This window comes from Janthinobacterium foliorum (assembly GCF_978021625.1).
In genome coordinates this window covers 334,467-353,911 of record NZ_CDXDQE010000005.1, presented here as the reverse complement: position 1 = coordinate 353,911, position 19,445 = coordinate 334,467, and the positions used below count along the sequence as shown (strand labels likewise).

13 protein-coding genes are annotated in these 19,445 nt (G+C 67.1%); 8 read left to right on the top strand and 5 right to left on the bottom strand.

The window, feature by feature from the left end; genetic code table 11:
* Positions 1 to 25: 25 nt before the first annotated feature.
* The 3 genes from recC to recD are packed head-to-tail and all read left to right on the top strand — an operon-like array spanning position 26 to position 9,091.
* Positions 26 to 3,457, top strand: a complete 3,432-nt coding sequence (recC, locus tag ACZ92H_RS13995) for an exodeoxyribonuclease V subunit gamma (protein WP_465049816.1) — start codon at positions 26 to 28, stop codon at positions 3,455 to 3,457.
* Positions 3,454 to 7,122 carry an exodeoxyribonuclease V subunit beta gene (recB, locus tag ACZ92H_RS13990; RefSeq protein ID WP_465049815.1) on the top strand — a complete coding sequence of 1,223 codons (3,669 nt, stop codon included), beginning with the start codon at positions 3,454 to 3,456 and terminating at the stop codon, positions 7,120 to 7,122. Before recC ends, recB begins: the two co-directional genes overlap by 4 nt.
* Positions 7,123 to 7,129: 7 nt before the next feature.
* Complete coding sequence (recD, locus tag ACZ92H_RS13985) at positions 7,130 to 9,091, top strand: exodeoxyribonuclease V subunit alpha (RefSeq protein WP_465049814.1); 1,962 nt, start codon at positions 7,130 to 7,132, stop codon at positions 9,089 to 9,091.
* A gap of 4 nt (positions 9,092 to 9,095) precedes the next feature.
* Here the strand turns inward: recD and ACZ92H_RS13980 are convergent, their stop codons facing one another.
* Entirely contained in the window at positions 9,096 to 9,491 is a 396-nt protein-coding gene (locus ACZ92H_RS13980) for a DoxX family protein (protein ID WP_465049813.1), read from the bottom strand.
* Between the two features lie 252 nt (positions 9,492 to 9,743).
* Between ACZ92H_RS13980 and ACZ92H_RS13975 the strand changes: the two genes are divergently transcribed.
* Positions 9,744 to 11,660 carry a methyl-accepting chemotaxis protein gene (locus ACZ92H_RS13975; RefSeq protein ID WP_465049812.1) on the top strand — a complete coding sequence of 639 codons (1,917 nt, stop codon included), beginning with the start codon at positions 9,744 to 9,746 and terminating at the stop codon, positions 11,658 to 11,660.
* A 25-nt stretch (positions 11,661 to 11,685) separates the two neighbouring features.
* Here the strand turns inward: ACZ92H_RS13975 and ACZ92H_RS13970 are convergent, their stop codons facing one another.
* Complete coding sequence (locus tag ACZ92H_RS13970; RefSeq protein WP_131378851.1) at positions 11,686 to 12,585, bottom strand: LysR family transcriptional regulator; 900 nt, start codon at positions 12,583 to 12,585, stop codon at positions 11,686 to 11,688.
* Positions 12,586 to 12,707: 122 nt separating this feature from the next.
* Here ACZ92H_RS13970 and ACZ92H_RS13965 point away from each other — a divergent pair, with 122 nt between their 5' ends.
* Positions 12,708 to 13,637, top strand: a complete 930-nt coding sequence (locus tag ACZ92H_RS13965) for a DMT family transporter (RefSeq protein ID WP_131378850.1) — start codon at positions 12,708 to 12,710, stop codon at positions 13,635 to 13,637.
* Between the two features lie 120 nt (positions 13,638 to 13,757).
* Here ACZ92H_RS13965 and ACZ92H_RS13960 read toward each other — a convergent pair whose 3' ends face one another.
* A complete protein-coding gene (locus ACZ92H_RS13960; RefSeq protein WP_131378849.1) occupies positions 13,758 to 14,636 on the bottom strand; it encodes a serine hydrolase in 879 nt (292 codons plus the stop codon).
* A 422-nt stretch (positions 14,637 to 15,058) separates the two neighbouring features.
* Between ACZ92H_RS13960 and ACZ92H_RS13955 the strand changes: the two genes are divergently transcribed.
* Genes ACZ92H_RS13955 through ACZ92H_RS13945 form a run of 3 tightly spaced genes read left to right on the top strand, consistent with a single transcriptional unit; the run spans position 15,059 to position 17,540 of the window.
* The gene (locus ACZ92H_RS13955) at positions 15,059 to 16,321 is read left to right on the top strand and encodes a sensor histidine kinase (RefSeq protein WP_465049811.1); all 1,263 of its coding nucleotides are present in this window, start codon (positions 15,059 to 15,061) and stop codon (positions 16,319 to 16,321) included.
* Positions 16,318 to 17,067: a LytR/AlgR family response regulator transcription factor gene (locus ACZ92H_RS13950; RefSeq protein WP_465049810.1), complete on the top strand. Its 750-nt coding sequence runs from the start codon at positions 16,318 to 16,320 to the stop codon at positions 17,065 to 17,067. The genes ACZ92H_RS13955 and ACZ92H_RS13950 overlap by 4 nt, the downstream gene beginning before the upstream one ends.
* A gap of 44 nt (positions 17,068 to 17,111) precedes the next feature.
* Positions 17,112 to 17,540 (top strand): DsrE family protein, encoded by a 429-nt coding sequence (locus ACZ92H_RS13945; RefSeq protein ID WP_465049809.1) that lies wholly within the window; start codon positions 17,112 to 17,114, stop codon positions 17,538 to 17,540.
* Between the two features lie 66 nt (positions 17,541 to 17,606).
* On the opposite strand, the gene ACZ92H_RS13940 is transcribed toward ACZ92H_RS13945, so the two are convergent.
* Positions 17,607 to 17,825, bottom strand: a complete 219-nt coding sequence (locus tag ACZ92H_RS13940) for a TOBE domain-containing protein (protein ID WP_034757699.1) — start codon at positions 17,823 to 17,825, stop codon at positions 17,607 to 17,609.
* Positions 17,826 to 18,142: 317 nt separating this feature from the next.
* Positions 18,143 to 19,339 (bottom strand): hypothetical protein, encoded by a 1,197-nt coding sequence (locus ACZ92H_RS13935; protein WP_465049808.1) that lies wholly within the window; start codon positions 19,337 to 19,339, stop codon positions 18,143 to 18,145.
* Positions 19,340 to 19,445 lie beyond the last annotated feature (106 nt).

Genomic DNA, 19,445 nt, shown 5'->3' with positions numbered 1-19,445 from the left:
GGATGCGGCAACCCATCGGAACAGCATGCAATCTACCGTCACGCCCGGCCTTCTCATCCTGCACGGCAACCAGCTGGAACAGCTGCGCGCGGCCGTCTTCCAGTGGCTGCGCCAGCACCCGCTGGCGCCCCTGGAAACCGACATTTTCCTGGTGCAGTCGAACGGCGTGGCCGAGTGGCTGAAGATCGCCCTGGCCGAGGAGATGGGGGTCTGCGCCGCCACGCGCATCGCCTTGCCCGCGCGATTGCTGTGGGAAAGCTACCGGGGCATGCTGGGCCGCGAAAGAGTGCCGCGCGTCTCGCCGTTCGACAAATCTCCGCTGACGTGGCGTTTGATGCGTCTGCTGCCATCGCTGCTGGCCGATCCGGTCTTTGCGCCGCTGCGCTATTTCCTCGCCGATGGCGATGCCGAGCGCCGCCTGCAGCTGGCCGAGCGCCTGGCCGACCTGTTCGACCAGTACCAGGTCTACCGCGCCGACTGGCTGGCCGACTGGGCGGCCGGGCGCGACCAGCTGCGCACGGCGCGCTTTGATGCCGTCGTGCTGAAGGACGACCAGCGCTGGCAGGCGCAGTTGTGGCGCGCCGTGGCCGCCGACGTGGAAGCCTTCGAGCGCGACACGGGCCGCGCCGACATCCACGACGCCTTCCTGGCGGCGATCGCCGCCAGCGAGGAGCCTGTCGGCAAGCTGCCGCGCAGGGTGGTGCTGTTCGGCGTCTCGGCCTTGCCGTACCAGACCTTGCAGGCGCTGGCCGCACTGGCGCGCCACACGCAGGTGGTGCTGGCCGTGCCCAACCCATGCCAGTTCTACTGGGGCGACATCATCGACGGGCGCGACCTGCTGCGCGCGGCCAACAAGCGCCAGCGGCAGCGCAATGGCGCCGACCTGGCGCAGATTCCGCTGGAAGAACTGCATGCGCACAGCCACCCGCTGCTGGCCAGCTGGGGCAGGCAAGGGCGCGATTTCATCCGCATGCTCGACGAATTCGACGAACACGCGCATGCGGAAGGGCGCGACGACAGCCTGCGCATCGACCTGTTTGGCGAGGAAACGGGCGACACCCTGCTGCAGCAGGTGCAGGTGGCCATCCGCGAACTGCGCCCGCTGGCGGAGCACGCGCAAGCGCCGCCCGACGCGGCCGACCGCTCGATCGAATTCCACGTGGCGCACAGCGTGCAGCGCGAAGTGGAAGTGCTGCACGACCAGCTGCTGGCCATGTTCGCGCACAGCGCCGAGACGGGCTTGCGCCCGCGCGACGTGGTGGTGATGGTGCCCGATATCGACACCTTCACGGCCGCCATCCACGCCGTCTTTGGCCAGTACCGGCGCAACGACGAGCGCTTCATTCCCTTTGAAATCGGCGACGTGAAGGACCGCAGCGTCAATCCGCTGCTCGTCGCGCTGGAATGGCTGCTGCAGCTGCCGCAGCAGCGCTGCCGCCAGAGCGAGGTGCGCGACCTGCTCGACGTGCCGGCGCTGGCCGCCCGTTTCGGCTTGCAGCCGGACGACCTGGCCACCCTGGGCGCCTGGATCGAAGGCTCGGGCGTGCGCTGGGGCCTGGACCAGCAGCACCGCAACGGCCTGGGGCTGGGCGCGGCGGGCGAGCAGAATGCGTGGATCTTCGGCGTGCGGCGCATGCTGCTTGGCTACGCCAGCGGCGGTGGCGCCAGCTTCCACGGCATCGAGCCGTATGCGGAAGTGGGCGGCCTCGATGCGGCGCTGGCGGGTTCGCTGGCGCAGCTGGTCGAGGCGCTGCTGCACTGGCGCGGCGTGCTGGCCGGCATGCGCACGCCGGCCGAATGGGGCGGGCAGGCGCGCGCGCTGCTGGCCGCCTTTTTCGACGCCGACGACGAGGGCGACCGCCTGACCCTGGCGCAGCTGGAAGGCGCCTTGCAGGGCTGGCTGGAAACCTGCGAGCACGCGGGGTTTGTCGAGCAGGTACCCTTGTCGGTGCTGCGCGTGGCGTGGCTGGGGGCGCTGGACGAGCCGACCCTGAACCACCAGTTCGTCTCCGGCGGCGTGACGTTCTGCACCCTGATGCCGATGCGCGCCGTGCCCTTCCGCGTGGTGTGCCTGCTGGGCATGAACGACGGCGACTTTCCGCGCCGGGCGCCGAAGGCCGATTTCGACCTGCTGGCGCTGCCCGGCATGGCGCGCCCGGGCGACCGCTCGCGCCGCGACGATGACCGCTACCTGATGCTCGAAGCCCTGCTGGCCGCGCGCGACAAGCTGTATGTGAGCTGGGTCGGGCGCAATGTGCGTGACAATTCCGAGCAGCCGCCGTCCGTGCTGGTGTCGCAGCTGCGCGACTACCTGGCCGCCGGCTGGTCGCTGGACCGGCACCTGGCGTCCCTGACGACGGAGCACGCGCTGCAGCCGTTCAGCCGCCGCTATTTCGAGGCGGGCGGCTTGCTGACGTACGCGCGCGAATGGCGAGTTGCCCATGCCGATGCCGATGCGGCCGAAGCACAGGCGCCTGAGGCGCTGCCGCTGGGCCCCTACGAACTCGATCCCGGCACGCGGCTGAAACTGGGCGAGCTGGCCAGCTTTTTGCGCCAGCCCGTCAAGTACTTTTTCCGCCGCCGCCTCAGCGTGCACTTCGCCGATGCGGCCATGCTGGGCGAGGATGAGGAACCGTTTGGCCTGAACGCGCTCGAACGCTATCTGCTGGAAGACACGATGCTGGACGACGGCGGCGCCGTGGAAGGGCTGGACGAGGTGCGCGCCAGCCTGGAAGCGCGCGCGCGGCGGCTGGCGCGCGAGGGCGTGCTGCCCATCGGCCTGATCGGCCAGCAGGTGCAGGCGCAGCTGGTCGAGGCGCTGGTGCCCGTGCGCAGCGCGTGGCTGTCCCTGCGCGCCTCGTTTCCGCAGGCGGCCGACAAGCGCGCCATCAACCTGCCATTTGGCGAATTGCAGATCGACGACTGGCTCGACAAATTGTGCAGCAACGGGGGCGAGAAGGCCTGGCTGATGCAGATTTCCTCGAAGGTGACGGACAAGGCGGGCCTGGCGCGCGGCGACAAGCTGATGCTGATGTGGCTGCGCCAGCTGGCCGCCGCGGCGCTGGACTTCCCCGTCACCGGCTACCTGGTGGCGCGCGACGCCATCGTCAGCATGGCTCCGCTCGACCCGGCCAGTTCGCGCGCGGCGCTGGCCACCTTGCTGGCGCTGTGGCGCGAAGGCATGAACCATCCGCTGCCCACGGCCTGCAAGACGGGCCTGGCGCTGGTGCAGGGCGGCGATCCGCGCGCCGTGTATGACGGCGGCTTTGAAGTCTCGGGCGAACGCGAGGAACTGTGCCTGGCCCGCCTGTGGCCCGAGTTTTCCGCCCTGGCGGCGGACGAAGCATGGCAGGACTGCACGCGCGAACTGTATGGCCCGCTGGCCGACTGGCTGCAACAGCACATCACGATCGACCCGATCAGCGCGCCCGATGACGGCGCCGGAGAAGAACAATGACGAGCCACCTGCTCAACCCCCTGGCATTCCCCCTGCACGGCTCGCGCCTGATCGAAGCGTCGGCCGGCACGGGCAAGACCTGGACCATCGCCGCGCTGTACGTGCGCCTCGTGCTGGGGCATGGCGACGATGACAGCCGCTTTGCGCGGCCGCTGCTGCCGGCCGACATCCTGGTGATGACCTTTACCCGCGCCGCCACGCGCGAATTGTCGAACCGCGTGCGCGAGCGCCTGATCGAGGCGGCCGCGTATTTTCGCGATGAGTCCCGCATTGCATCCGGCGGCGACCCTTTCCTCGACGCCTTGCTGGAAGCCTATCCGGACGAGAGCGAACGGCAAAAGGCCGCGCACCGGCTGATGCTGGCCGCCGAGACGATGGATGAAGCGGCCATCTTCACCATCGACGCCTGGTGCCAGCGCATGCTGCGCGAACACGCGTTCGACAGCGGCAGCCTGTTCGACGAGGAACTGGTCAGCGACGAGCAGGCGCTGTTCGAGGATGCGGCCCACGATTACTGGCGCCAGCAAGTGTACCCCTTGTCGCCGCAGGCGCTGGACGTGCTGCTCGATTGCTGGCCCGACGTGGATGCGCTCAAAAGAGGCGCGCGCGACCTGGCGCGCCGCGCGGACATCATGGGCATGGCGGACGAGGAACCCTTGTCCGCCCTGATCGCGCGCGAACAGCGGGCGCTGGCCGCGCAGCTGGCCGGCCTGAAGGCGGGCTGGGTCGAGCGCGTGGATCGGATGGCCGCCTGGATCAACGATCACCGCGCCGTCCAGCCCAAGTGTTTTAACGGCGTCAAGATGAAGCCGGAGAACCTGGCGAAGTGGTTCGACGGCTTGCGCCGCTGGGCGCAGGACCCGCTGCTGCTGCAGCCGGCCATCACGGCCAAGGCGTGGGAACGGCTCACGCCCTTCGGCATCGAGGATGCGTTTGCCAAGAGTTTTACGGCGCAAGTGCCCGAGTGCTTCGAACATACGGAAGAACTGGGACGGGCGCTGGCGGCCATCACGCCGCTGGCGCACAAGCTGCACCTGCATGCGGCGGCGGCCATCGCCCGGCGCATGGATCAATTGAAGCGCCAGTCGCGCCAGTTCGGCTTTGCCGACATGCTGCAGCGCCTGCACGACGCGCTGGCCGGCGAAAACGGCGCGGCCCTGCGCCAGCGCATCATCGACCAGTATCCGCTGGCCATGGTCGACGAATTCCAGGATACGGCGCCGGCCCAGTACCAGATCTTCAACCTGCTGTACCGCATCGCCGACAACGATCCGGCGCTGGGGCTGTTCCTGATCGGCGACCCGAAACAGTCGATCTACGGCTTTCGCGGCGCCGATATCCAGAGCTACCTGGCGGCGCGGCGCGCCACCACGGGGCGCCACTACCAGCTGGGCACCAACTACCGCTCCACGGCGCCCCTGGTGGCGGCCGTCAACCAGCTGTTCCTGCATGCGGAACGGCCCGAGGTGCCGGCCGGCGCCTTCCGCTACCGCAAAGACGGCGACAATCCGCTGCCGTTCGAGGCCGTCGATGCCAAGGGGCGCGCCGAATGCCTGGTAACGAAGGATGGCGCCATGCCGGCCCTGCTGGCCGCCTGCGCCAGCGACGAAGGGCTGCGCGGCGACAGCTACCGCGAGTATTTCGCGCAGCACTGCGCCGAGCATATCGTCGCCATGCTGGGCGATCCGCAGGCGGGCTTCGATGGTCCCGACGGTTTCGCGCGCCTGCAGCCGGCCGACGTGGCCGTGCTGGTGCGCGACCGCAAGGAGGCGGCCGCCATCCGCCGCGCGCTGGCGCGCCGCCGGGTCGCCAGCGTGTATTTGTCCGACAAGGATTCCGTCGTCGACAGCGAGGAAGCGCAAGACGTCTTGCGCTGGCTGGCGGCGCTGGCCAATCCACTCGACGGGGGCCTGGCGCGCGCCGCGTTTGCCACGCGCACCATCGGCCTGTCGCTGGGCGAACTGGCGCGCCTGTCGGGCGACGAACTGGAATGGGAGCGCCGGGTCGAACAGCTCAAGGCCCTGCACCTGATCTGGCAGCGCCAGGGCGTGCTGGCCATGCTGCGCCGCTTCATCCACGAGCTGCAATTGCCCGCCATGCTGCTGCAGCAGACGGGCGGCGAGCGGCGTTTGACGAATCTGCTGCACCTGGCCGAACTGCTGCAATCGGCCAGCCGCCAGCTCGATGGCGAACAGGCGCTGATACGCTGGCTGGCCGAGCAGATCGCCGGCGAAGGCGAGAGCGGCGACGAGCGCGTGCTGCGCCTGGAAAGCGATGCGGAGCTGGTGAAGGTCATCACCGTGCACAAATCCAAGGGCCTGGAATACCCGCTCGTGTATCTGCCGTTCGCCGTCACGGCGCGCAAGGTGGATAAACGCAACCGCAGCTTCTTCGAGTACGCGGGAGACAACGGCGAGCGGCGCATCGATTTGTCGCTGTCCGACGAGGCCATGGCCGCCGTGGAAGAAGCGCGCATCGAGGAAGACCTGCGCCTGCTGTACGTGGCCCTGACCCGCGCGCGCCACTTCCTGTGGCTGGGCGTGGCCGCGCTGGCGGCGCGCAAGGCGGGCGAGAATACCCTGCACGAATCGGCGCTCGGCTATTTGCTGACGGGCGGCGACAAGCTGCCGGCGGAACAATTGCTGCCGCGCTGGCAGCAGGTGGCGGGCAGCTGCGACGCCATCTACGCGGGCTCGTTGGCGCAGCCCGATGCCTGCACGGTGCTGGACCGCATCGAGCGGCGCCCCGAGCTGCGGCCCGCGCCCGTGTTCACGGGCCAGTTCGAGCGCGACTGGTCGGTGGGCAGCTTTACTTCGCTGACGCGGCAGATCGGCGCCGTGGCCACGGCCCATGTGCCGCAGCGGGCGCTGGAAGAAACCCTGCTGGAAGATGGCACGGGCGTGGCCGTGGCGGCGCCTGCGCACATGGGCGACGCGCCATGGCACCGCTTCCCGCGCGGCTCCGTGCCCGGCAATTTCCTGCACGAACAGCTTGAATGGATGGGCGGCGAAGGCTTCGGGTGCGTCCACGATGCGCACTTCGCCACGCGCCTGGCGGCGCGCTGCGAGCGGGCAGGCTGGGGGCACCGCCAGGAAGACGCCATCGCCTGGCTGACGCAGGTGGCCACCACGCCGCTGCCGCTGCTCGATGCCTCGCTGTCGGAGCTGGACAGCACCCTGTCCGAGATGGAGTTCTGGTTCCCCAGCGAGCATCTGTCCACCGAAGCGCTGGACAAATTGTGCACGCGCCTGCTGCTCGATGGCGCGCCGCGCCCCGTGCTGCCGCAGCGCCAGCTGCACGGCATGCTGAAAGGCTTTGCCGACCTGGTCATCGAAAAGGACGGCCGCTACTGGGTGCTCGACTACAAGTCGAATGCGCTGGGCGGCAATGACGCGGCCTACCACACGCCGGCGCTGGCGGCCGGCATGGCGCAGCACCGCTACGACATCCAGGGCGCCATCTACATGCTGGCGCTGCACCGCCTGCTGCAAAGCCGGCTTGGCGACGCCTACGACCCGGCCGAGCATCTGGGCGGCGCCATTTTCCTGTTCCTGCGCGGGATCGCGAATGCGGACACGCACGGCTGCTACTGGCTGGCGCCGCAGCGGGAGCTGCTGGACGGCCTCGATGAACTGTTAGAAGAAACGGAACACCATGCAGTATGACGCGCACATGAATGCCTTGTTCAGCCATTTCGACGGCGTCGCCGAGGCGGGCCACCTGCGCCGCCTGAGCGCCGCCTTTGCCCGTTTCATCGCCACCCTGGACGCGGGCGCGCCCGCCGGACCCGATGCCATGGCCCTGGGCGTGGCCTGCGTGGTGGTGTCCGAACTGGAAGGGCGGGGCCACAGCTGCCTGATGCTGGCCGACCTGGCCAGCGAACCGTCGCAGCTGCTGGGCTGGAGCGAGGAGCTGTGGCACGCCGTGCTGGCCGTGTCCGGCCCGCTGCCGGTGTCGCTGGACGGCTGGTGCGCGCTGCTGGCGCGCGCGCCGCAAGTGTGGCAGGTGGATGCGCCCGACGTGCGCCAGCCGCTGGTGCTCGATGGCGACCGCCTGTATTTGCGCCGTTACTGGCGCGACGAGACGCTGGTCGGCGCAAGAATCGCCGCGCGCGCGCAGGACCTGTCCGCCCCGTCGGCGGCGCAGACCCGCCAGTGGCTCGACATCCTGTTCGACCAGCCCGCGCAGGACGGCGGGCCGGATTGGCAAAAGGTGGCGTGCGCCATCGCCCTGCGCGGCAAGGTGGCCATCATCACTGGCGGCCCCGGCACGGGCAAGACCTACACGGTTGCCAGTCTGCTGACCTTGCTGTTTGCCGTCTCGCCGCAGCCGGAGCAGCTGCGCATCGCGCTGGCCGCGCCCACGGGCAAGGCGGCGGCGCGCCTGAAACAGTCGATCGACAAGGCCCTGGAAGGCCTGGCGGCCAAGGCGGCGCGGGGTGATCAAGGCTTGCCGCTGCTGGAACTGGCGCGCCGCATGGGCGCCGCGCGCACCCTGCATAGCTTGCTGGGCGCGCGGCCCGATACGCGGGCCTTTGCCCACCACGCGGGCAATCCGCTCGATGTCGACGTGCTGATCGTCGATGAAGCGTCGATGGTGCACCTGGAGATGATGGCGTCCGTGCTCGATGCCTTGCCGCCCGCGGCGATATTGATCCTGCTGGGCGACAAGGACCAATTGGCGTCCGTGGAGGCGGGCGCCGTGCTGGGCGACTTGTGCCACGACGCGCAGGCGGGCGGCTACACGGCGCAGACCATCGCGTACGCGCAGGCAGCCAGCGGCGTGGCCATTCCGCCCGCCTTTGCGGGGGCGGCGGGCGCGCTGGCGCAGCAGACGGTGATGCTGCGCCACAGCCACCGTTTCAGCGGTCCGATCGGCGAGCTGGCGCTGGCCGTGAATGCGGGCAGGCCCGACCTGGCCAAGGCCTGCTTCGCCAGCGACAGCGGCGGCCAGCTGGCCTGGAGCGTGCCCGCGCAGCAGGAGGACGTGCTGCGCCTGGCCTTGCGCGGCCGCACCGACGCGCCGGGCGGCTACCAGCCCTATCTGGCACTGGTCAATGCCGGTGAAGCAGGCTACGCCCAGCATGACGACTGGGTGCGCGCCGTGCTGCACAAGTTCGAGGCGTTCCGCATTCTGTGCGCCGTGCGCGAAGGCGAGTGGGGCGTGGCGGGACTGAACGCGGCCATCGAACTGCGGCTGGAAAAGGAAGGCCTGATCCGCCGCAGCGAATGGTATGTGGGCCGCCCCGTGATGGTCACGCGCAACGACTACGGCACGGGCGTGTTCAATGGCGACATCGGCTTGACCCTGCGCGATCCGGCACGGCCCGGTTCCCTGCGCGTGTACTTTTTGGAAGGCGAGAACGTGCGCAGCGTGCTGGCCACCCGCTTGCGCCATGTGGAGACGGCGTTCGCCATGACGGTGCATAAATCGCAGGGCTCGGAATTCCGCCACACGGTGCTGGTGCTGCCGCAGGAGGGCGGCGCCATGCTGGCGCGCGAACTGGTCTACACGGGCATCACGCGGGCGCGCGACTTCTTCACGCTCGTCTCGCCCACGCAAGCCGTGCTGTTCGACGCGATCCTGCGCCGCACGCAGCGCGCCAGCGGCTTGAGAGGGCTGATCGGGGCCTGACCGGCTAGCGGCCCGCTTGCCGGCCGACCGTCCGGATCCACCAGACCAGCGCCGCCTGCAGGGGCAGGCGCGCCAGCAGCAAGGCTTGCTGCCAGGCGGGATCGCCCGCCGCGCGGGCATTCAGCAGCATCTGCACATTTGCCGGCAGCACGGCCAGCGACAGCGCGATCAGGCCGATGCCGGCCAGGCGCCGCGTGCGCTCGGGCAGCAGGCCGATGCCGCCGGCCAGCTCGCAGGCGCCGCTGACATACACGAGCAGCAGCGGCGCGGGCAGCCACGGCGGCATGATGCCCGCGTAGGCGGCGGGGAACATGAAATGCAGCAGGCCGGCCGCGCTGAAGAACAGCGCCAGCGCATAGCGAGACAGGGCCAATCGGTGCTGCCGGTGCGGGGTGGTCATGTGGAGGGACAATCGCTGCCTGTTCATGTAAAAGTTAAATATCTAGCAATTCTTGCGTGTTGTCAATGCGCATCGCGGCGCTTCCCCTGTGGTTTCTTCATTGAATATTCCAAATATTTCATCCTCTTGTTCCGATTTTTGTGTAAAACTTCGAAATGTAAAATATTGACACGTAGCAATTTTTGGTAGCTTCCGCTTGCCGGCGCAAGCGCCCCGTGTCGATACCATCAACATCGAAACCAGGAGTCCGTCATGTTGTCTTCTCTTCGCACGCGCTTGGTGCTCATCTGCGTCGCCATCGTCGTGCTGTCCATGCTGGCCTTGTCGCTTGCCAATTACATCACCACGCGCAACAGCATGCTGGCGTCGTCGGACCAGCAGATGCAGCAACTGCTGCAAAGCCAGTCCGCCGTGCTGGCGCAGTGGGTCGATGGCAAGAAAAAGGTCATGGCGTCCATCGTCATGTCCGCCGAGACGCCCGATCCGCTGCGCGCCTTCCAGATCGCGGAAAAGGCTGGCGACTTTGCGGAAGTGTTCATCGGCTATGCCGACAAGCGCTCGGTGTTTACCAAGCCGGGACGCCCGGCCGATTTCGATCCGACGGCGCGCGCCTGGTACACGGATACCGTCAAGGCGGGCGTGCCGATGCTCACGCCGCCGTACGTGGATGCGGCCAGCCACCAGCTGGTGGTGTCGTTCACGGCGCCCGTGGGGCCGAAGGAGGCATTGACCGGCGTGGCGGGGGCGGACGTGCTGCTCGATACGGTGATTGCCAACGTGGTGGCGATCAAGCCCACGCCGCACAGCTTTGCCTTCCTGATCGACCAGGGCGGCACCGTCATCGCGCATGCGAACAAGGAACTGAGCCTGCAGCCCGTCTCGAAACTCGACGCCAGCCTGTCGGCCGCGCAGATCAACCGCCTGGAAAGCGCGCGCCAGAGCGAGGCCGTGCGCCTGGATGGCCGCGACGGCATGTTGTACGTCACGCGCGTGGCCGGCACCGACTGGCTGCTGGCCGTGGTGCTGGACCAGAAGGAGGCCATGCAAGCCTTGCAGACGATGCTGACGACGGCCACCGTCACGGCCGCGCTGCTGACGGCGCTGGCGGCGCTGCTGCTGTCGCTGCTAGTGTTTGCCATGCTCAAGCGCCTGGAACTGGTGCGCGACGCGCTCGAGGATATCGCCTCGGGCGAGGGCGATTTGACGCGCCGCCTCGACGCGTCCGGCGTGGATGAACTGGCGCAGATCGCGGGCGCCTTCAACCGCTTCATCGACAAGATCGCCGCCGTGCTGGTGAAGATCCGCACGGCCAGCGAATCGGTGAAGGTGTCATCAATGGAAATCGCCGCCGGCAACCAGGACCTGTCGTCGCGCACGGAACAGCAAGCCAGTTCGCTGGAAGAGACGGCCGCTTCGATGGAAGAGCTCACTTCCACCGTGAAGCAGAATGCCGACAATGCGCGCCAGGCCAACCAGATGGCCGTGTCCGCGTCGGATGTGGCCAGCAAGGGCGGCATGGTGGTGGCGCAGGTGGTCGACACCATGGCCTCGATCAACGGGTCGTCGAAAAAGATCGTCGACATCATCAGCGTCATCGACGGCATCGCCTTCCAGACGAATATCCTCGCCTTGAACGCGGCCGTGGAGGCGGCGCGCGCGGGCGAGCAGGGACGGGGCTTTGCCGTCGTGGCGACGGAGGTGCGCAGCCTGGCGCACAGGTCTAGCCAGGCGGCCAAGGAGATCAAGCTGCTGATCGACGACTCGGTGGAGAAGGTCGACACGGGCGCGCGCCTGGTCGACGAGGCGGGAGCGACGATGCAGGAAATCGTCGACAGCGTGCGCCGCGTGACCGACATCATGGGCGAGATCACGTCCGCCAGCGTGGAGCAGAGTTCCGGCATCGAACAGGTGAATCAGGCCATCGCGCAGATGGACCAGGTGACGCAGCAGAACGCGGCCCTGGTGGAGGAGGCGGCGGCGGCCGCCGAAAGCCTGCAGGACCAGGCGGCGACCCTGTCGCAGGTGGTGGGCGTGTTCAAGCTCGACGACGGGCCGGCGCCGACGCCGCGGCACGCGCCCGTGAAACCGGCGGCCCTGCCGCCCGCCGCGCCGCGCACCGCCGGCCGCCCTGTCGCCAAGGCGGCCGCCCGCAAGGCGGAACAGTCCTAGGAGTGGGAAACCTTCTGATCGGCGTTCAGGCGCGCCGCGGCGCCAGCGTCGGCGCCATCTGCTTCGCCACGTCAAAGAAGGCGTTGGTGGCGGGCGTGTTCTGGCGCCGGTCGCGCACGGCCAGGCCCACCTTGCGGCTGACGGGCGGATTCAGCGGCAGGGCGACCAGTTCCGGATACTGCTGTTGCAAGCGCTGCGGCAGCGCCAGTTCGGCGACGATGGACAGGCCGTCGCCGCGGCTGACCATGTCGAGGATGGTGATGACCTGGCTGATGCGGTAGGGCACGTGCGGCTGCAGGCCCGCATGGGCGAACAGCGGTTCGATCAGGCAGGCGCAGCCCGCCTCGGACATGATGAACGGCCCCTCGCACAGCTGCGCCAGGGTGACGGCTTTCAGCTGCGCCAGCGCATGGCTGCGCGGCACCAGCGCCATCATCTGGTCTTCCACCAGCGGCGCCGTGTCGAAGCGCTCGTCGGGCAGCACGACGAAGCCCACGTCCACGCGGCGTTCGCGTATCCATTGCACCACTTCATGGTCGGCGCCCTCGTCGATGCGCAGGTCGATGCCCGGATAGCGCAGGCGGAATTGCGCCGTGATGGCCGGCAACAGGTTCAAGGACGAGGTGGGGCCGAAGGAGCCGATGCGCAGGGTGCCCTGGCGCTGGCCCAGCACGTCGGCCGCTTCCTGGCGCATGGCTTCGGACAGGCCGAGGATTTCGCGCGCGCGCACCAGCAGCTGGCGGCCCACGTCCGTCAGCTCGGCCGAGGCCTGGTGGCGCACGATCAGGTCCACGCCCATTTCCCTTTCCAGCGCTTTCAAGGCGTGCGAGACGGCCGACTGGCTGATGCCCAGCTGCGCGGCGGCGGCGGAAAAGCCGTGCAGTTCGGCCACCAGGGTAAAAATTTCCAGTTGCGTGAAGGTCATGGTTGTGGCTTTCCTGTGCTATGAGTATTTGCTCATTATTTCATGAGTTAATATTAGTATTAATATATAAGTATATCGCACGTACACCACCCGCCGCGCAAGCGGCTACACAGGATAATTCCATGCGCTCTTCCGCCGTATCGCCGTCGCTGCTCGCCGTGCAGTCGCCGCTCGTCTACATCAAACTGATCTTCGTCGCCCTGTTCTGGGGCGGCACCTTTATCGCGGGGCGCGTGCTGGCGCAGCAGATGCCGCCCATGACGGCGGCCAGCGGGCGCTTCGGCGTGGCCGTGCTCCTGCTGATCGTGCTGGCGTGGAAGCTGGAAGGCGGCTTGCCGCGCCTGGACCGCAAGCAGCTGGCGACGACGGCCGCGCTGGGCCTGACGGGTATCTTTCTGTACAACCTGTGTTTCCTGGCGGCCCTGTCGCGCATGCCGGCCGGGCGCACGGCGCTGTTTGTCGCCCTGAATCCCATCGTCACGGCGCTGGCCTCGGCCATGCTGTTCCGCGAGCGGCTCGGTTCCTTGAAGTGGCTGGGCATCCTGCTGGCATTCTGCGGCACGGCCATCGTCATCACGCGCGGCGACCTGGCCGGCCTGCTGCACGGCAACGGCGGCGGCATCGGCGCCGGCGAGATTTTCATGTTTTGCGGCATCTCCAGCTGGGCTGCCTACACCCTGATCGGCAGGGTGGCGCTGAAAGGACTGTCGCCGATCGCCGCCACCACGTATGCGGCCATGTGGGGCCTGGCCTTCCTGCTGGTGGGCGCGGCCGTGGAATTCCCGACGGTGCCATGGCACAGCTTTGGCTGGCAAGTGTGGGCCGCCATCGGCTACCTGGGCGTGTTCGGCACGGTGATCGGCTTTGTCTGGTATTACGAAGGGGTAAAGGCGCTGGGACCGTCGCGCACGGCCGTGTTCAACAACCTCGTGCCCGTGTTCGGCATCGTGCTGGCGGCGGCATTGCTGGGCGAACCCGTGCTCGTCTCCATGCTGGTGGGCGGCGCGGTGACGATCGCCGGCGTCATCATGACCAACCGGCAGGCGAAGTAAGCAGTTTTCCGATAGGGAAGCACGCCTGAGCAACGTGCAGGGCAGGGCGCAGTGCCGCAGGCCGTACGCATGGCACGGCCAGGCACCGCAAGGCCGGCGCGGGCGTTTTCTCAGCCGTGCTTATTTTGCGCGGCGGCGCTTCGATGGCTTGGCAGGCGCCTTCTTGTGCCGGCTGACGGAAGCGCGCATGACCTTCGGCTCTTCGATGCCGTTCTCGGCCGCCAGCATGCGGCGGATATTCACGGCGTCCATGGCGCGCACGGAATTGGCGCGCGCGTTGAGCAGGATCATGGTGGCGAACTTGCCGGCCGACTTGATGCGCATGATCAGACAGCGGCCCGCTTCATTCGTGTAGCCCGTTTTCGACAAGCCGATATCCCAGCCCTTGGCGCCCACCAGGCGGTTCGTGTTGTGGTATTCCACGTCGCGGCCCTTGATCTGGATCACATCCTTCGAGTCCGTGGTGATGCGGCTGATTTCCGGGTAGCGCGAAGCGGCCACGGCCATCTTGACCAGGTCGGCAGCCGTCGACTGGTTGTTTGGCGACAGGCCGGTCGGCTCTTCGATCACGGTCTGGTGCATGCCCAGCGCCTTGATCTTGGCGTTGACGGCCACGGCGAACGCCGTCGGGCCGCCGGGGTAAGTGCGCGCCAGCGAGGCGGCGGCGCGGTTGTCCGACGACATCAGGGCCAGTTGCAGCACGTCGTGGCGGCTCAGGGTGGCGCCCACGGGCACGCGCGAGGTGCTGTGCTTCAGGGTGTCGACGTCCTCCCGGTCGATGCTGATTTCTTCCTGCATGTTGGCCTTGGAGTCGAGCACGACCATGGCTGTCATGAGTTTGGTCAGCGAGGCGATGGGCACCACCACGTTGGAATTTTTTTCAAGCAAGACTTTACCTGTGCCATCTTCGACCACCAGTATCGACTGGGAACCGAAAGGCACGGCGATGGCCGCTGTCGAAAGCGTCATCAGCACCGCGGCGAACATTTTTTTGAGCATGGGATTGTATGTGGGAAAGCAGTTTTGGGGCGCCACCTCGGGCGCTGCGCGCAAATCCGGGAGCGCCGCGCGGGAACGCGGCGTGTATCTCGGAGGCAATATTTGCCAAGCGTAGACAATACCATTAAAAATATTGCGATGTCTACGGCACACCGGCCGCGCCAGCCGCTTTGCGGCGTAAAACGTGAAAAAAATCGTGATCCGGCATGTAACTATTGCTTGAGTGAAAATTGTCGCCGTATTATTGATTTCATTTAGGAAATCTAATACCCTTTCGGCAAGCTTGCTGATTGTCATACAACATGGGCCGCCATCGTCGCTGGAACCCGTAAATTCGTGCCTGGTCACTTGCCCCTGTGCCGGCTGGCGGCGTGGCCTCACACTGCGTTCATGCATGCATAACTGACCAAGGAGAACGCGACATGTGGGGAAAAATCAGCCAGTGGCACCAACAAATGGACGATGACGCGATGCTGGTGCTGGAAACGCCGGACGCCGCCGCCACCTTGCCGGCCGGCTTGCGGCGCTATGTGGGCACGCGCCTGGCGACCATGTCGCCGATCGAACGCCAGCAATTCCGGGATTTCCTCGTGAAATACCAGGGCGCCCGTTTCTACGTGGCCGCCGCCAAGCTGCTGATACCCTTCAGCGTGCTCGGCGCGCTGCAGCAGCTGCTGTGGCCGGGAAAGCTGAACTGGATCGAATCGCTGGTGTTGAGCAACCTGGTGGGTTTCTCGCTCGCCTGCGGCCTGATGGGCGTGTGGTTCAATTACCGCCGGCTGGCGGCCACGCGCTCCGTCAAGCCGCTGCTGCGCATCCTGCTGGCGTGCATGTGCGGCTTGCTGGTCGGCATGGGGGCCGCCACCGTCTTCAGCGACCAGCCGATCGTGATCTCGCCGGAAAAAATCGCCCGCAATGTGGGAATCGCCCTGCTGGTGGTGAGCTTGCTGTACATTGTTCCCTTGGGCATCGTCGCCATGTGGCGCAACCGCCAGTTCGAAGCGATGAGCTTGCGCTTGCAGCAGGAAGCGGAGCGCGACCGCCTGGCGCGCGAGCTGAGCGAATCGCAGCTGCGCCTGCTGCGCGCGCAGATCGAACCGCATTTCCTCTTCAATACACTGGGTGCCGTGCAGCAGCTGGCCGAGCAGGGCGCCGATGGCGCCGCGCGCGCCGCCGCCCTCACTGCCGACCTGATCGCCTTTCTGCGTGCCAGCCTGGCCGAGATGCGCAGCGAGCAGGTGGCGCTGCAAAGCGAGTTCGACATGGTGGCGGCCTATCTGCGCGTGATGCAGGCGCGCATGGGCCAGCGGCTGCGTTTTCGCCTGGACTTGCCGGCGGACCTGGCGCAGTCCATGGTGCCCAGCATGATCGTGCTGACCCTGGCGGAAAATGCCATCAAGCACGGCATCGAACCGGCCCTGCGCGGCGGCGAGATCCATATTGCCGCCGAGCGTATCGACGGCATGCTGCGCCTGCGCGTCCAGGATACGGGCGCGGGCCTGGCGCAGGATGGCGGGCCTGCCGCCGACGGCGGGCTGGGCCTGGAAAACGTGCGCAGCCGCCTGCGGCTGGCCGCCGCCGGTGGCCGCGCCATGGCCGGCCGCCTGGAACTGCGCAATGGGGATGCGGGCGGCGTGACCGCCGACATCCTGTTACCGATGCCGACAAAGGAAAGCCGCCCATGAACACCACCATCCTGATTGCCGAAGACGAACCGCTGATGCGCGAGCGCCTGCAAGGCTTGCTGGAGCAGGCCTGGCCCGAGGCGCGCATCGTGCTGGTGGCGGAAAACGGCAATGATGCCTGGGACGGTTTCCTCGAGCATGAGCCGGACGTGGTCTTCCTCGACATCCGCATGCCCGGCCTGTCGGGCCTGGAAGTGGCCGAGCGCATCGGCAAGCGCGCCCACGTGGTGTTCGTCACGGCCTATGACCAGTACGCCGTCGACGCGTTCGACGCGGGCGCCGTCGATTACCTGCTCAAGCCCGTGCAGGCCGAGCGCCTGCAGCGGGCGCTGGCCCGGCTGCGCGACAAGCTGGGCGCACAGCCGGCCGACATGGCGCACCTGCTGCAATCGCTGCGCGCCGCGCTGCCGGCGCCGCCGCGCGAAAAGATGAAATGGATCAAGGCCACGGTGGGCAAGCAGATCCGCCTGATTGATATCGACGACGTGCTGTTTTTCCAGGCCGACACCAAATACACGCGCGTGGTGCTGGCCGGCTCGGAAGCGCTGGTGCGCACGCCGCTGAAGGATTTGCTGGGCGGACTGGACCCGGACCAATTCTGGCAAATCCACCGCGGCACCATGGTCAATGTGAAAGCCATCGAGGCGGCCGAACGCATCGACGCCGAGCGCATGCAGGTGCTGGTGCGGGGCAGCACGGAAAGGCTGCCCGTCAGCCGCACCTTTACGTATTTGTTCAAGGATTGATATGATGGCAATATTTCTTTAACCGCCAATCTGATGGGAATGCCATGACACTGTTACGCCGCTGGTTCGCCGCCGTCCTCCTCTCCCTGCTGTCGTTGACTGCCGCCAGCGCGGCGCCGAAGGAAGAGAAGGTGGTGTACCACGTCAATGACGCCAGCAATGCCACGGCTGCGCTGAAAAATATCCGCAATCACCTCAATGCCAGCCCGCAGGCGACCATCGTGCTGGTCGCGCATGACGCCGGCATCGATTTCCTGCTCGATGGCGCCATCGACAAGGATGGTTATCCGTACGACGTGGTGGTGCGGGAGCTGGCGCAGCGCGGCGTTGGTTTTCGCGTTTGCAATAACACCCTGGAAGGCCGCGGGATCGACCGCCAGCGCGTGCTGCCCGAAGCCGTCATCGTGCCATCCGGCGTGGCCGAACTGAGCCGGCTGCAGGCGCAGGAAGGCTACGTCTACATCAAGCCGTAGCCGCCATGCCAGCGCCGCGCCGCTGCCGGATCGCAAGGGGCGCGGCGTCGGTGGCAGGGAGGGTGCTTACTGGATCTTGGCGATCGACACTTCCGTCGATTTCACCAGGGCGATGACTTCGCTGCCCACTTTCAGGTCCAGATCCTTGATCGAGCGCGAGGTGATCACCGAGGTGACGATGCCGTGCGGCGTTTCCACGTCCACTTCCGAGACCACGGGGCCAAAGATGATTTCCTTGATCTTGCCGCGAAACTGGTTGCGTACATTCACTTCCGAGATAGCCATGATGTTTCCTTTGTGCCTGTAATACGCCATGCGGCGCGACATGGCCAGAGTACGGCGCATGCGCATTTTTGGCCACGAATCGATGCGCATATCGTTATGCGAAAAACGCTCGCCAGCGCTGGCGCAAGCACGGTATTCGACTATGCCCGCCGGCGACGGCCGCGAGTCTGCCTTGCCTGATTCTTGTTTGCGTCATTCTGCTTGTCGCTCGCGTGCTGGTCCCGGGCCGTCGTGCCGGCCGCCGCCGCGTCGCCGCGCTGCCGCCGGCTGCCGCGGTGCACGCCGGTGCTGACGCAGCAATGGCTGCGGCGCCCGGCTTAGTCGCCTGGCCGCTTGCTGGCGCCGTTCTGGCCTTTCCCGGGCATCCCCATGGGCCCGTTCTCCGCGTCGGGCAGGGGCGTGACGATCACGCCTGGCAAGCGCGTGATGGCGCTATAGGGATGGGTGGTGCCGGAGCGCAGGTCGGCCGTCAGCACCGCCTTGCATTGATTCATCACCTCCTTGTAGTGTTCCCACATTTCCATATGTTTCTTCGGGTGGTTGATGAAGGTGATGCACATATCCGTCAAATGCCCCTTGTTCAAGATCATGTTGACGATGTCCGTGCTGGCCTGGGCCAGGTGCGCCGCCGTCTTGTCGTTGACGGTGCTGGCATGCAGCGGTGCGGCCAGGCCGCCCTGGCCGCTGGCGCCAGGCTGGCTTAGCGCCAGCTGCCCGGCCAGCCGCGCCTCGAGGGCGGCCCGCTCGGCGTGCGCCTGCGCCAGCGCCTGTCCGGCGGCGCCGTCAGAACTTGTGTCCTCCTGCGCGGTCTTAAGCATGACGGCTTCCTTGGCGCCAGCGGCTGCGGTCGCCGGGCTGGCTTGTGCGGCGGCATCGGCCTGCAGCGCTTGTTCTTTCTTGATCGCCAGGTCGAGCCTGGCTTGCGTTGCCAGGGCATCTTGCGACGCCTGCAGGCGCTGCCTGGCCGTTGCCGCCACGTCGCTGTTGTCGTCGAGCACGGCCTGGCGCGCCACCACGGCGCCGGTGAGTTGCTCGATGGCCAGAATGCCCAGGGTGAGGTCTTGCGAACGCTCCATGAGCAGCATGACATCGGCGTCATTGAGCCAGCTGTTTTGCGCATACTCGCAAATGTTGAACAGCTGCTGGCGCATCAGGGTGATGCTTTGCGAGTGCAGCCCCACGCTGGCGGCATTGGCGCGCAGCGCGTCGGAGAAGGATGCGCCATCGGTGCCCGCGTTGAGGGCGCCGCCAAACGAGGAAGCGTACGATTGCAGGGCGTCCGGCGTCGGTTCGGCGCAAGCCTTGCCGTCTTTCGTGACGTGGATCACGCGCTGGGCCGCATCGAGGTGGATTGCCTTGCCATCGTCTGGCAAGTCGCTGCTGCGGCTGATGGTGTGCAGGTTGGCGCAGGCAGACAGCGCCAGCAGGGCGCCCGCGCTGAGCGCCAGACGCAGGGGCTGGCGGCCTGCGCGCACGAGGGAAACGATGCGACGACCGGTATCAATTGTAGGCATGATGCTGCTCCTTGAAGTAGTCGATGTGGGGAAAGTCACTGGCGATGGCGGTGCGCCGGGCAGACGCCATCCACGCCATGGTGCTTGCCGGGGTGCCGCCGCGCAT